The organism is Streptomyces lycii (assembly GCF_009735685.1).
Lineage (GTDB): Bacteria > Actinomycetota > Actinomycetes > Streptomycetales > Streptomycetaceae > Streptomyces > Streptomyces lycii.
Genome location: NZ_WHPN01000407.1, coordinates 26,295 through 40,149, shown reverse-complemented (window position 1 = coordinate 40,149; position 13,855 = coordinate 26,295). Strand labels below are relative to the sequence as shown.

Below are 13,855 nucleotides of genomic sequence, written 5' to 3'. Positions count from 1 at the left end.
TCCGGCCAGGATCGCGCCGGCGCGGCCCGCGCCGCCCGGCCGGCCCAGCAGCGCGTCGCGCACCCCGCGCGCGACTCCGGCGGGCAGCACCCGGGTGGTGTAGCCGCGTTCCGTCGCGAGTCCGGCCCCGGCGCCGACGCTGCGCGCAATCAGAGCCTTCGACAGCCCCTCGGCGTACGAGCGGTCCAGCAGATAGCGGAACCGCTCGCGTTCGCGCGGGACCTTGTGGTGGATGACCGCGCGGTCGTCGACGAGCAGCACCGCGCCGGGCACGGCCCGGGCCAGCCGGATGCACAGCTCCGTCTCCTCGCCGCCCAGGGGCCGCCTGCCGCCGTCGCGTCCGATGCCGGTGGTGAACCCGCCCGCGGCACGGAAGGCGGTCGCGCGGAAGGAGGCGTTGCCGCCGTGCACGTTGCGCACCCGGGCCCGGCCCGCGGGCAGCCCGCGGTACGCGCAGCCGACGGCCCAGTCGAACTCCTCGGGGAACCAGCGGGGCCGGCGGCCGGACGCCCACACGGGGAGCGTCCGGCCGCCGACGGCCTGGACGGCCGGGTCGGCATAGCCGCCGGCCAGGTGACGCAGCCAGTCGGGGTCGGCGACGGCGTCGTCGTCGAGGAAGGCCACCACCTCGCCGGTGGCCGCGGCGATCCCGGTGTTGCGGCCCGCGGACAGGCCGCGGGGGCCCGCGTTGGCGAGCACCCGCACCCGGCCGGCGCCGCCCGCACCGGCGGTCCCGGCGCCCGCACCGGTGGCCCGGTCGCCCGTACGGGTGCTCCCGCCGTCCGCCCCCGCGGGCCCCTCGGCGTCGCCCCCGGGCCCCGCGAAGTGCCGCGCGAGGCGCCGCAGCAGCGCCGGATGGTGGTCGACGACCAGCAGCGTCTCGTGCGCGGGCAGGGACTGCGCGCGGACGGACGCCACCGCGTCGAGCACGTCCGCCCAGCGGTCCGGGGTGTACGCGCAGATCACCACGGAGACGGACACGGCACCAAAGCCGGTCAAGAGACCTCCCCGGAGTTCGCCACGACCGCCACGGGAGCGGGGCACCGCCGCGGTCGCCGGGAGCCCGGCTCGCGCAGGATCACCCGCAGCACCCGCAGCCCGTCCCGCACGGCCCGCAGATTGCTGGCTCCGTGGATGCGGTTGTACTCGTGGCTGGGGATCTCCTGGACGCGCAGCCCGGCCCGTACGACCCGGATGTTCATCAGGGTCTCCACCTCGAAGCCCGCGCAGTCCAGGGCCATGTCGTCCAGGCAGCGCCGCCAGAAGGCGTTGTAGCCGTAGCAGAGGTCGGTGTAGCGGGCGCCGAACTTGGCGTTGACGACGGCGGTGAGGAGGCGGTTGCCGAGTTTGCGGACCGGTGTCATGTCGTCGGTGCCGCCGCCGTTGGCGAAGCGCGAGCCCTTGGCGAAGTCGGCGCCGCCGACCAGCGCGGAGACATAGGACACGATCTCGGAGCCGTCGGCCGAGCCGTCGGCGTCGACCATCACCACGATCTCGCCCGTGCAGGCCGCGAAGCCGGTGATCAGCGCGTCTCCCTTGCCCCTGCCGCGCTGCGTCACGACCTTCACGTCCGGCCACAGCTCACGGGCGACCTCCACCGTGCCGTCCGTGGAGTTGCCGTCGACGAGCACGACCTCGTGCACCCAGCCGGGCAGGGTCTTGAAGACGTAGGGAAGATTCTCCGCCTCGTTCATCGCCGGAATGACGACGCTGACGGGCGGGGCGATCGCGAAGTGCGAGGAGACGGGCCGGTACCGGCCCGGTCCGCGGCCCCGAACGGGTGATCCGGCGGTGCCGGGCGGCGGCGGTTCGGACAGCGGGTCTTCGCCCGGATCGGCCGGGCGCAGAAAAGAACTCATGAGCGGATATCCCTCTCGTCCGGTGGGCCGACCGTGACGGTCGCGGCCCGGCGGTGTTCCGGTTCGAAAGGGGGGTTCTCGGCCCGCCCGGGACGGCACGGCCGCCTCGGGCACGGATGAGCCGGCATGGTGAACGGGCTTTGCGCGGCCCGTGCCCCGGCGGCGTGTGACTGCTGCCGGGCACGGCACCCCCCCTACCGCGCCCCGCACGCCCGCCACGGCACTCGAGCCCCTCCCCGGGCCGCTTGCCGGACGAGATGTGCGGTGAATGTCGGACCAGTGAATGTCGGACCAGTCCAGATGTCAGATGCTATTGATGGTGACAGGTGATTTATCTGGACAAGAATCTATGGCACCACATGGGCAGCCCATCCTCGTTTTCTCATTTTCGCCGGACATTCCTCGCGGAGTGATCGGAATTGATCGCGGACCGCTCGGAAGGGCGTCGCGCCACCAGCCCGGCCCGCAACCGCCCCACGCGTCTGAGCAGCCGGTCCGCCGGTTCGAAGAGTTCCGGCCGTGCCGTCACCGTGTTGCGCAGCGCCCGTACCGGAGCCCGCCGGGCGCGGTGGCCCGCGGCCACCGGGTGCGGGCGCGTCACCCAGCCCTCCCGCACCGTGAACTCGGCCGTCTTCAGCTCGTCCTTGTAGCGCTTCTCGCCGCGTCCCAGGTCGATGTGGTGCAGACCGTCCCCGGCGGCCGCCTCGGCCATCCGCAGATACAGCACGAGCCCGGGCGACCAGCGCCCGTGGTCCGGGTCGTAGGCGGGGAACCAGGAGCTGAGCACGCGCCCGGTACGCGGGCCGAAGTGCGCCGCCACCGGCCGCCCGGCGGCGTAGAGCACGGACAGCTGCCCCCGGAACGAGGAGAAGCGGCTGTGGAAGAGCTGCTCCACCAGTTCGGTGATCCAGGGCTGGGCGAAGCGGTCGCTCCGGCCCGTCCGCCGGTACTGCGCGGACTTCCACCGCATCAGCGTGCGCAGCATCTCCGGGTCCCGCTCGTCGTGGACGTAGCGGACCTCGCCGACCTGCCGGCCGAGCTTCCGCTCCTTGGCGAGCGTCGTCCGCAGAAAACCGGGCGACGAGGCGCGGAGCCGTTCGAGATACGCCTCGTACCCCTCGCCGAGCTCGATGACCGGCGAGGCGAAGGTTCCCGTGGCGCCGGACGCGAAGTCCGGCTGGCCCTCGGCGAGATGGTCGAACTCCCACACGGCCAGCCCGCAGGCGCGCAGCAGCTGCCGGGCGTCCCACCGGAACCCCGGCCGGTGCACTGCCCCCTGGCAGTCGGAGACCCCGAGCCCCACGGCGCGGCCGACCCCCGCCGCGGACCGCTGGAAGGGGAAGAACGCGGCGGGACGGCCGTTCTCGCGCAGCACGGCTATCCGGACGCCGCGCCGGACACGGCCCACGGCGAGCGTGAACTCCGGTGCGAGGAACGGATTCCCCAGCTGGGGGCTGTCGCGCTGATCGGACCGCGCCTGGAGGGCGGACCAGGCCGCCCGGTCGGCGGCCGTCAGCTCGCCCGGTCGGTACACGTCGACGTCCACGTCAGGCCTTTCCCTTCCGGGCCGCGACGCCGTGACGCAGCCGGAGCAGGAAGGCGGAGAGGAACAGCGCGGCGCTCAGCGCGGCCACCGCGGCGACGCCCGTCCGCACCGACCAGACGTGCAGCGCCAGCATCACCTGGGCGGTCAGCACATCGGCGGCGACCGCCCCCGCCACCGCGACGACGCAGCGGCTCAGCGGGTCCAGGCCGCGCAGCAGCGAGGCCACGGCGGCCGCGGGCGCGGCGACGAGGAAGAAGAGGGTGAACGGGACCCGCAGCGGTGACGGTGTGTCGGTGAGCGCCAGCACCGCCCCCACCAACGCCACACCGGTGGCCGTCCCGGTGAGCACGGGCCAGGCGGGTCCGTCCTCCGCGGCGGTGTCCGCCGGCACGGATTGATTGTCACTGACTGTCTGCATTGGCGACTTTGCCCCCCGAAGCGCCGGATGTCGGGCTTCAATCTGGCGCACGCCGGAGGGGCCGTCAAGACGGTGGCCGGTCACACAATGGGGCGCGGGAAGCGTTCCGGTCGCGCTCGCCGGGATGCCGGGTATGGAGGCGTACGCCATGTAGTTCGGCGTCTTTCCGGTGAATCACCACAGTTGGTGAAAGATTCACCCCACCACGCGCGTAGACCACCCGTTTCGCGGGGATGTCCTAGCCATGCCATGCAGGTTCACCCCCACGGCCGGCTGCAGGCGATTGATTGGCATGGGCATGGCAGGTGTCACGATCAACGCCGCGGCCGGTTGCCCTGTTTGACGGAGAAATCCTGCTAAGGGAGGTTCCATGAAACTTTCCCGACGTGCGGTCGTTTCGGCCGCACTCCTTCTCTCCTCCGCCCTCTCCCTCACCGGAGCCGGCGCCGCCCACGCAGCCGGAGAAGCCGCCGCCACCGGCTATGTAGCCCTCGGGGACTCGTACTCCTCGGGCGTCGGGGCGGGCAGTTACGACAGCGGCAGCGGCGACTGCAAGCGCAGCACGAAGGCCTACCCGTCCCTCTGGGCCGCCGCGAACTCACCCTCGTCCTTCGCGTTCACCGCCTGCTCGGGAGCCCGTACGGGTGATGTGATCGCCGGTCAGCTCGGACCGCTCAACTCATCCACCGGCATCGTCAGCATCAGCGTCGGCGGCAATGACGCCGGCTTCGCCGATGTCATGACCACCTGCGTCCTCCAGTCCGAGAGCGCCTGTCTCAACGCGGTGGCGGAGGCCCGCGCCTATATGACGGGCACCCTCCCCGGAAAGCTCGACCAGGTGTACTCCGCGATCAGCTCCAGGGCGCCCGCGGCCGAGGTGGTCGTCCTCGGCTATCCGCGGCTCTACAAGCTGAACGGCAGCTGCATCGCCGGGCTCAGCGAGAAGGAGCGCGCGGCGCTGAACGGCGCGTCCGACGAGCTGAACGGCGTCACCGCCAAGCGCGCCGCCGACCACGGCTTCACCTTCGGCGACGTCGTGCCCAACTTCACCGGGCACGAGATCTGCTCCGGCGACTCCTGGCTGCACAGCGTCACCTTCCCGATCATCAACTCCTACCACCCGACCGCGGCCGGACAGTCCGGCGGATATCTGCCCGCCTTCGACTCGGCCGTCTGACGGCCGACCGCTCCCGGGGCGCGGCCCGCGGCCGTGCCCGTTCGCTGCGCCGAGGAGTCCTCGGGTCCCCGGGGCTCCTCGGCGCGCGTGCGCGGCCGCCCCGGGCGGCCCTCCCCGGGGGGGAAGGGAGCGGGCCGTGCCGCGACGCGCCCGGAACGCGCCCCCGGGAATCCTTCCGGGTCCGCGAGGGTGTGCCGCCCCGCGCCGGTGGGAGCGCCGCGGCATGCCAACCGCCTTGCCGGGAAAGTGAATACGGGATACGCCGGTGCGCGGGTGACGCGCGGGAGCGGTAGGGTTAACCTGCCCGGGCCGGGTGCCCTCGTTTGGGTGGGGAGTGTCATGGAACAGATAGCAATGCGCAGCAGGCCCCGAGTGCCTGCCGTCAACTGCGGGAGCGGTGCGAGCAGTTCGCGCCTCGACCGCCATCTCGCCGTGCTGGCCGGTCCCGCCGTGTCGCACCAGGAATCGGCGGAGGCCACCTCGCTGATGCGCGAGCTGACCTCGCGCGACGTGTCCTGCGCCCGTTCGAGCAGGCGGCTGCGGGTGTCGCGGGTCTCGCTCTTCGCGCCGCTGCGCCGGCTCCGGCGGTCGCTCTTCGGCAACCGCGGCTGACCCGCCCCGCACCTCCTCCGCGCCGTACCGACACCACCCGAACCGGCCCGGTCGAGGCGGTCAGGCGACCACACCGTCCCGGCGCAGCGCCGCGATCCGCTCGCCCGTCATCCCCAGGGCGCCCAGCAGCGCGTCGGTGTGTTCGCCGAGCGCGGGGACACCGCCCGTCCGCGGCGGTTCCCCGCCCGGCAGCCCGATCGGCGGCAGCAGCGTACGGAGCGGGCCCGCGGGAGACCCCACCTCCCGCCACCGGCCGCGGGCGGCCAGCTGCGGGTGCTCCGCCAGTCCGCCGACGTCGTTGAGCCGGGCACAGGCGATACCCGCCCGTTCCAGCCGCTCCACGGCCTCGTCCGCGGACAGCCCCGCCAGGGCCTCCGCCACCGCCGCGTCGGTCCGCTCCCGGTTCCGGACCCGCGCCCGGTTGGTCGCCCATCCCGGGTCGTCCGCCAACTCGGGGCGGCCCAGCACCTGTCCGGCCAGCCGCCGCCATTCCCGGTCGTTCTGCACGGACAGCAGCACGGGTGTGCCGTCGGCCGTCGGATAGGCGTCGTACGGCGCGATGACCGCGTGCGCGAGCCCGGTGCGTGCCGGCGGCCCGTCCCCGTACATCCCGTGGTAGAGCGGGTGCCCCATCCATTCGGCGAGGGCGTCGAACATCGAGACCTCCACCGGGCCGCCCCGGCCGGTGGTGCCCCGGCGCAGCAGCGCGGCGAGCACCCCGGAGAAGGCGTACATGGCGGCCGCGATGTCGGCGGCCGGAATGCCCGCCTTGACCGGTTGTCCGGCGGTGCCGGTGACGGAGACGAGCCCGGCCTCGCACTGCACGAGCATGTCGTAGGCGCGCTTGTGGGCGTACGGACCGTCCGGGCCGTAGCCGGAGATGTCGGCGGCGACGAGCCGCGGGTGACGCGCGCAGAGCGCGGCGGCGTCCAGCCCGAGCCGTTCCGCGGCGCCGTGCGCGAGGTTCTGCACGAAGACGTCGGCCTCTGCCAGGAGCCGGTCCAGGACGTCGCGGCCGCGCGGATCCTTCAGGTCGAGCGCGACGGACTCCTTGCCCCGGTTCGCCCAGACGAAGTGCGAGGCCAGCCCGCGCACCGAGGTGTCGTAGCCGCGCGCGAAGTCCCCGCCGTCGGGCCGCTCGACCTTGATCACCCTGGCTCCCAGGTCGGCGAGCTGCCGGGTCGCGAAGGGCGCGGCGACGGCCTGTTCGACGGCGACGACGGTGACGCCGTCGAGCGGGAGCGGCTGCGGCCGCGACGGCCGGGGAGGCCCGGGGGAGATGTCCATGGCGCCCTGTCCTACCCGCCGGGCCGTCCGCCGCGCCAGGGGTGATCCGCCGTCCGGCGGCCGCCGGACGGCGGCAGGCCCGTGGTACGGGCGGTGCGGCGCGGCCGGTGAGACGGAGATCACCGGCGTGGTGGTCCGTCAGAGCAGCGCGACCTGGCCGTTCGGCCCCTCCTCGGGATGCTCCAGCACCGAGGCCGGCCGGGCCGCGGCGGCGGGCGCGGGCAGCACACCGGCCTCGCGCAGCGCCGCCGCCGTGATCCGCGGGCCTTCGGCCAGCCGCTCGGCCAGGTCCTCCAGCGCGGGACGGAGGGCGTCCAGCAGCGCGAGCACGGTGATCAGTTCGAGCAGTTCGGAGGTCCAGCGGGCCGGCCACCGGGCGGGGCGTACGGCGCTGAGCGAACCGGGCTCGGCGGGGGCGGCGCGCCGCTCGTACCAGTGGGCGAGCACGGGCACCCCGGAGACGGTGTAGTCCCATGCGGCGGGCGGCACCGGCGCGATGCGGCCCGCGCCGAGGTGCAGCGTCCGCTCCTCCGGGTCGTAGTGCGGCTCGGCCGGGAAGGCGCCCAGCGCGGTGGGGAGCGCGGAGCGCACGTACGGGCGCTGTCCGCCGGGGAGCTTGGGGCGTTCACCCGGCGCGGGGGCGCAGCGCGCGCCGTAGGTGTGCAGCCAGAGGACACGCCGGCCCAGCGTCACCCCGTCCTGCCAGACGCCGGGGGAGAGCGGCAGCGGTACGGCGCGGCCGGCGGGCCGGTGCCCGGCAGCGGCGGCCGTCCAGGCGAGGAAGTCCAGCGGCGCGACGGGCAGGCCGAGACGGTCCGCCAGCAGTCCGGCGAGGCCGGGGGCGAGGTTCGGTTCCCGGGCGCCGGGCCGGCGGAACAGCGGCCGGATCCGGCCGGGCCGGCCCGCGGGCGACCGGCCGTCGGGCAGCTGCTCGGAGAAGAGCAGCACCGGCTCTCCCGTGCCCGCCTCCGCGGCGGGCGTCCCGCCGGGGGCCCGCCCGCCCGTGACCCGCCCGGGTTCGACGGCGAAGAGCTGCGCTTCGTCGGCGACCCGCCACAGCTCGGGCCGTGCGGCGTCCAGCAGCCGCTGGTCCGGTATCAGCCACTGCCGGTCGAAGGGGCCGTGCCGCACCGGAACCGGTTCGGGGCAGGGGCCGTCCTCCCGGGCGAGCGGCCGGGTGGGGGTGTCGTGCCCGGGCAACTGCGGCAGCGCGACATGCAGCCCGCGCGCCCGCGACGTACGGAACAGCGCCTCCCGCTCGGTCCCGGACGCCCGCAGCAGCCGGTCCCAGCGCGCCCTCAGGGTCTCCGGGTCCGGGCCGAGCACCCAGGACCGGCCCGTCCGCAGCGGCGCCACCGACCAGGGCATCAGCTCGGCGAGCAGCGGCGCGTCCTCCGGGGGCGTGAGCGGGGCGCCCGCACCCGGTCCGTCCGTCTGTGGCAACGTCACGCAGCCGCCCTCCCGTGCGGTGGACCTGGTGGCTCGCCCGCCGTGGGCACCGGTTACGCATCGTACCCACGGGCGGCGGGCCGCGAACGGCCGGTGCGGGGACGGTCCGGCGCCCGGCGTCCGCGCCGCCGTCGTCGGCGTGCGCCGTCCGACGGCACCGCCCGCCCGCCCGCGGGCGCGGCGCCCGGCGCCGCGGCTCCCGCGGCCTCCTGCCGTCAGCCTCCTGCCCTCAGCCGTCAGCCGTCAGCCGTCCGTCGTCGGCCGCCGGCCTCCTGCCGTCTGCGCTGTCCGTCGTCGGCCGTCGGCCGTCCGCCGTGCTCGTCGCTCCGGCGTCGTCGTCGCGCCGCGGCCGCCGTCAGTGCGCGTCGAGGGTCACGGTGAACGAGAACCGGTCGCCCCGGTAGCGGATGCGGGCGACGTCGACGACCCGGCCGCTCTCGTCGTAGGTGATCCCGGTGTAGTGCAGGATCGGGCTGAGCAGGGGTACGTCCAGGAGTCCGGCCGTCTCCGGGTCGGCGAGCCGGGCCTCGACGGTGTCGGTGATCCGGCTGATCCGCACCCCCGCGACGTCCCGCAGCACCTTGGTCATCGGCCGGCGGGTGAGATCGGCCGGGCCGAAGCGCTCGGCGAGTTCGGGACGGACGGCGTTCTCCGCCCAGTTGGTCGGCTCGCCGCTGTCCGCGTCCCGGCGCAGCCGGCGGAACTCCGCCACCTCGGCCAGGCCGGGGAAGTGCTCGGCCAGCTCGGCCGGCACCGGTACGAGGCCGTGGCTCAGCACCGTGGCCTGCTCGCCCGACTGCTGCGCCACGATGGCGTCCACGGAGCCGAGCAGCCGCACCGGCGCGCCGCGCCTGGCCGCCGGTTCGATGAAGGTGCCGCGCCGCCGGTGCCTGCTGATCAGTCCCTCGCTCTCCAGTTCCTTGAGGGCCTGCCGCATGGTGAGCACGCTGACGCCGTAGTGCTCGGCGAGCCGCTCCTCGGTCGGCAGGCGCAACGGGTCGTCCGGCCGGCGGCCCAGTATCGAGGCGCGCAGCGACTGCGACACCTGATACCACAGGGGCAGCTTGCGGTTGAGGACCAACGAGTCGGGTGCGAAGGCGGTCACGGCTCCGGGCTCCGGTCAGGGACGGAAGTGGCGTTCCAGACCCTGCCACACGGCGTCGTAGCCCTGCTGCCGGTGTCCCGCCTCCAGGGCCTGGGCGGTCGCCGTCACCGGCCAGCGGGTCTCGAACATGAAGGCCAGGCCGTCGTCCAGTTTCTGCGGCTTCAACTCGGCCGCGCTCGCCGCCTCGAAGGTGTCCCGGTCCGGGCCGTGCGCGGACATCATGTTGTGCAGCGAGCCGCCGCCGGGCACGAAGCCGCCCGGGCCGGAGGTCTTCGCGTCGTACGCCCCCTCGATCAGGCCCATGTACTCGCTCATCACGTTGCGGTGGAAGTACGGCGGGCGGAAGGTGTCCTCGCCGACCAGCCAGCGCGGCGCGAAGACCACGAAGTCGACGCCCGCGAGCCCCGGGGTGTCCGACGGCGAGGTGAGCACCGTGAAGATCGACGGGTCCGGGTGGTCGTAGCTGATGGTGCCCAGCACATTGAAGCGGCGCAGGTCGTAGACGTACGGCAGATGGGTGCCGTGCCAGGCGACGACGTCCAGCGGCGAGTGGTCGTACGTCGCCGCCCAGAGGTTGCCGCAGAACTTGTTCACCACCTCCACCGGCTCCTCGCGGTCCTCGTACGCGGCGGTCGGCGCGAGGAAGTCGCGCGGGGCGGCGAGGCCGTTGGCGCCGATCGGGCCGAGGTCGGGCAGGACGAAGGGCCGGCCGTAGTTCTCGCAGACGTATCCCCGCGCGGTGTCGTCCAGGAGTTCCACCCGGAAGCGGACACCGCGCGGGATCAGCGCCACATGGCCGGGCTCGGCCCGCAACAGCCCGAACTCGGTGCGCAGCAGCAGCCCGCCGTGCTCCGGCACGATCAGCAGCTCGCCGTCGGCGTCGGAGAACACCCGGCCGGTCATCGAGGCGTTCGCGGCGTAGAGGTGCACCGCCATGCCGGTGCGCTGCCGCACGTCGCCGTTGCCGCCGAGGGTCCACAGTCCCGCGACGAAGTCGGTGCCCGCGGCGGGGGCGGGCAGCGGGTCCCAGCGCAGCCTGTTGGGGTCGGGGACGGTCTCGTCGAACGGGGCGGAGCGCAGCGCGCCGTTGCCGGTGCGGGTGAAGGCGGGGTGGGCCGCGGAGGGGCGGATCCGGTAGAGCCAGGAGCGCCGGTTGACCGCGCGGGGCTCGGTGAAGGCGCTGCCGCTGAGCTGTTCCGCGTAGAGGCCGAGAGGGGCGCGCTGCGGGGAGTTGCGGCCGACCGGGAGGGCCCCGGGCACGGCCTCGGAGCTGTGCTCGTTGCCGAAGCCGGAGGAGTAGCTCAGCCCTTCGGCCGTCTTGCGGGCCGATTCGGTGTCGGTGGCGCTCATGTCTGCTCCCTGCCGTTCCCTGCGGTCTGCGGTCTGCGGTCTGCGGTCTGCGGTCTGTGGTCTGTGGTCTGCGGCCGAAATTCCTATGGAAGACCATAGGAATGTGACTGAGGGTGCGTCAACGACCGTGCGGCGGGTGGCGGCGCGCCGCGGCCGTCCGCGCGCCCGCTCCGGCCGGGTCGCTCCCTTCGGTCCAGGAGGAAGCGGGTCCGGGCCGTCGGGTCCGCTTCGGAGGGGCGGTCCGCCCGGGCGCGGTCGCCGGCCAGCGGTTCCCCTCGCCCCGGTTCACCACCCCGCAGGGTCCGCCCGGGCGCGGTCGCCGGGGCGCTCCCGTCGGGCCGAGGGGGCAGGTCCGGATCGGTCGGGTCCGCTCCTGAGGGCGCGGTCCCGCCGGGGCACAGTCGGCCCGGTGCGGTCCCGTCCGGGCACAGTCGGCCGGGTCCAAACCGGTCGCGCGCGGTCGGCGGGGCCGGGCTGCTCGCCGCCCGCCGGGTCCGGTCCGCCCGTGCCCCGGCTGTCCGTGCCAGGTCCGGCGGGCCCGGGCGGAGCGGGGGCGCGGCATGATGGGAGGCGTGCAGACGCCCAGCGCCCAGCAGACCCAGCCGCCGCTCCGCCGCACCCCCGTGCAGCAGCGCAGCGCGGAGCGCCTCGCGCGCATCCTCGACGCCTGCGCCGAGGTGCTCGACGAGACGGGGTACGAGGGTCTGAGCACCCGCGCCGTCGCGTCCCGTGCGGGCGTCCCCATCGGTTCCGTGTACCGCTTCTTCGGCAACAAGCGCGCCATGGCCGACGCGCTCGCGCACCGCAATCTCGACCACTACACCGAGCAGGTGACGGAGCGGATCGCCGCGGCCGACCCGCTGGACTGGCGGCACGCCATCGACGTCGTCCTGGACGTCTACATCGCGATGAAGCGGGAGACCCCGGGCTTCGCGCTGGTCGACTTCGGGGTGCAGGCTCCGGGCGCCGGCGCCCCGGACCAGGCCAACCACCGGGTCGCGGAACGGCTCTGCGCGCTGCTCGCCGAACGGCTCGGCCGTACTGCCGACGCCCGGTTGCGGCGCACGTTCCTCGTCGGCGTCGAGGCCGCGGACGCCGTGCTCCAGATGGCCTTCCGCGCCGACCCCGCGGGCGACGCGGCGCTCATCGCCGAGACCAAGGAGCTGGTCCGGGCGTATCTCGCCCGTGTCCTCGACTGACGCCGGGGGCGGGCAGGCGCGCCGCGAGGGATGCCCGACGGGCTCACCCCGGGAAGTCCGTCTGGGCCGGCGCCACATCGGTGACCTGGACTTTCGCGCTTATTGCTCACGGCCCGGGGTCTTGCTGGCGCGGGACCGGGGCTCCTACGGTCGTCCGGACCGCCGCACCCCTCGGCCGCTGAGGGGCGATCACGCGGGAGGCCCCGCCGCAGGGCCTCGGCGGACCTCGGGCGGGTCCACGGGCGACCTCACGGGCGAATGATTGGCAGCCGTATGCTCACTGTTCTCGGATTTGTCATGATTGCCACCTTCCTGGTGCTGATCATGACCAAGAAGATGTCGCCGATGGCGGCTCTGGTCCTCATACCTGCGCTCTTCTGCGTCATCGTCGGGCAGGGGGCCCAACTCGGCGATTACGTCCTGGAGGGCATCGGCGACCTGGCGCCCACCGCGGCGATGCTGATGTTCGCCATCGTCTACTTCGGGGTGATGATCGACGTCGGCCTGTTCGACCCGGTGGTCCGCGTCATCCTGCGGTTCTGCAAGGCGGACCCGATGCGGATCGTGGTGGGGACCGCGGTGCTCGCCGCGGTGGTCTCACTGGACGGCGACGGCTCGACCACGTTCATGATCACCGTCTCGGCGATGCTGCCGCTCTACCGGCGGCTCGGCATGAGCCTGGTCGTCATGACGGGTGTCGCCGCGACCGCCAACGGCGTGATGAACACCGTCCCGTGGGGCGGCCCGACCGCCCGGGCCGCGACCGCGCTGAAGCTCGACGCGTCCGACATCTTCGTGCCGATGGTGCCCGCACTCGCCGTGGGACTGGTCTTCGTCTTCTTCCTCGCCTACGTCCTCGGGCTCCGGGAGCGCCGGCGCCTGGGCACGCTCACGCTCGGCCGGGACACCGCCGAAGACGCTCCCGGGGAGGCGGCCGACCTCGCCGGTGCCGGTGCCGGTGCCGGTGCCGGTATCGGGCACACCCGGGCCGTGGAGCCCGCGCGGGAGCGGGTCCTGGCGGCAGCCGGTGCGGGTGCGGGCGCCGGGGGCGAGGCCGGTGGAGGGCCCTCCGCCGCCCGGCCGGGCACGGGCTCCGGCGGACCGGCGGACGGTGCCGCGACGGACAGCGCCCCGGGCGACACCCCGGCGAACGGCGACCCGGCCGGCGGTGCCCGCGAGGCCGTGCTCGACCCGGCCCGGGCCACGCTCCGCCCCCGGCTCTACTGGTTCAACGCGGCACTCACCGCGGCCCTGCTGGTGCTGCTCGTCCTCCAGGCGCTGCCGATCCCGGTGCTGTTCCTGCTCGGTGCCGCCATCGCCCTCACCGTCAACTTCCCGCGGATGGCCGACCAGAAGGCGCGGCTCGCCGCGCACGCGGACAACGTCCTCAACGTCTCCGGCATGGTCTTCGCCGCGGCCGTCTTCACCGGGGTCCTCACCGGCACCGGGATGGTCGAGCACATGGCGCGCGCCGTGGTCGGTGCGATCCCCGACGGGCTGGGCCCGCACATGGGCCTCGTCACCGGCGTCCTCAGCATCCCGTTCACGTACTTCATGTCGAACGACGGCTTCTACTTCGGCATCGTGCCGATCCTCGCGGAGGCGGGCGCCGCGCACGGCGTCACCCCGGTCGAGATCGCCCGCGCCTCCCTCACCGGCCAGGCGCTCCACATGTCCAGCCCGCTGGTCCCCGCCGTCTACGTCCTGGTCGGGATGGCCCGGGTCGAGTTCGGCGACCACACCCGGTTCACGGTGAAGTGGGCGGCGCTCACCTCCCTGGTGGTGCTCGGCGCGGGACTGCTCTTCGGCATCATCTGACCGGACCGGGAGGAGAGCGGCCGCGCCGCCGCCGG

12 protein-coding genes are annotated in these 13,855 nt (G+C 74.2%); 4 read left to right on the top strand and 8 right to left on the bottom strand.

Features of this window, described 5'->3' with window-relative positions:
* From GCU69_RS28960 to GCU69_RS28945, 4 genes are all read right to left on the bottom strand, one after another.
* Positions 1-999: glycosyltransferase family 2 protein (locus GCU69_RS28960; protein WP_235978766.1), on the bottom strand; the 999-nt coding region annotated here is incomplete at its 3' end.
* A complete protein-coding gene (locus GCU69_RS28955; protein ID WP_156207651.1) occupies positions 996-1,859 on the bottom strand; it encodes a glycosyltransferase family 2 protein in 864 nt (287 codons plus the stop codon). The genes GCU69_RS28960 and GCU69_RS28955, both read right to left, overlap by 4 nt.
* A 382-nt stretch (positions 1,860-2,241) precedes the next feature.
* On the bottom strand, positions 2,242-3,405 hold the full coding sequence (locus tag GCU69_RS28950; protein ID WP_156207650.1) for a GNAT family N-acetyltransferase: 1,164 nt from the start codon (positions 3,403-3,405) through the stop codon (positions 2,242-2,244).
* Position 3,406: 1 nt separating this feature from the next.
* Positions 3,407-3,796 (bottom strand): hypothetical protein, encoded by a 390-nt coding sequence (locus tag GCU69_RS28945; RefSeq protein WP_235978765.1) that lies wholly within the window; start codon positions 3,794-3,796, stop codon positions 3,407-3,409.
* A gap of 397 nt (positions 3,797-4,193) precedes the next feature.
* Here GCU69_RS28945 and GCU69_RS28940 point away from each other — a divergent pair, with 397 nt between their 5' ends.
* Positions 4,194-5,000 carry an SGNH/GDSL hydrolase family protein gene (locus GCU69_RS28940; protein WP_156207649.1) on the top strand — a complete coding sequence of 269 codons (807 nt, stop codon included), beginning with the start codon at positions 4,194-4,196 and terminating at the stop codon, positions 4,998-5,000.
* 339 nt (positions 5,001-5,339) lie between these two features.
* The gene (locus GCU69_RS28935) at positions 5,340-5,612 is read left to right on the top strand and encodes a hypothetical protein (RefSeq protein ID WP_098751143.1); all 273 of its coding nucleotides are present in this window, start codon (positions 5,340-5,342) and stop codon (positions 5,610-5,612) included.
* A 60-nt stretch (positions 5,613-5,672) separates the two neighbouring features.
* Here GCU69_RS28935 and GCU69_RS28930 read toward each other — a convergent pair whose 3' ends face one another.
* The 4 genes from GCU69_RS28930 to hmgA all read right to left on the bottom strand — a co-directional run bounded on the left by GCU69_RS28930 (position 5,673) and on the right by hmgA (position 10,803).
* Positions 5,673-6,899, bottom strand: a complete 1,227-nt coding sequence (locus tag GCU69_RS28930) for a CaiB/BaiF CoA transferase family protein (protein WP_098751142.1) — start codon at positions 6,897-6,899, stop codon at positions 5,673-5,675.
* Between the two features lie 138 nt (positions 6,900-7,037).
* A complete protein-coding gene (locus tag GCU69_RS28925; RefSeq protein WP_098751148.1) occupies positions 7,038-8,267 on the bottom strand; it encodes a type ISP restriction/modification enzyme in 1,230 nt (409 codons plus the stop codon).
* A gap of 436 nt (positions 8,268-8,703) precedes the next feature.
* Entirely contained in the window at positions 8,704-9,453 is a 750-nt protein-coding gene (locus tag GCU69_RS28920; RefSeq protein WP_098751141.1) for a GntR family transcriptional regulator, read from the bottom strand.
* Between the two features lie 15 nt (positions 9,454-9,468).
* Entirely contained in the window at positions 9,469-10,803 is a 1,335-nt protein-coding gene (gene hmgA, locus GCU69_RS28915; protein WP_156207648.1) for a homogentisate 1,2-dioxygenase, read from the bottom strand.
* Between the two features lie 572 nt (positions 10,804-11,375).
* Here hmgA and GCU69_RS28910 point away from each other — a divergent pair.
* Both GCU69_RS28910 and GCU69_RS28905 read left to right on the top strand, forming a co-directional pair.
* Complete coding sequence (locus tag GCU69_RS28910; RefSeq protein WP_235978764.1) at positions 11,376-12,002, top strand: TetR/AcrR family transcriptional regulator; 627 nt, start codon at positions 11,376-11,378, stop codon at positions 12,000-12,002.
* A 273-nt stretch (positions 12,003-12,275) separates the two neighbouring features.
* Positions 12,276-13,820 carry a CitMHS family transporter gene (locus GCU69_RS28905; RefSeq protein ID WP_156207647.1) on the top strand — a complete coding sequence of 515 codons (1,545 nt, stop codon included), beginning with the start codon at positions 12,276-12,278 and terminating at the stop codon, positions 13,818-13,820.
* Positions 13,821-13,855: the final 35 nt, after the last annotated feature.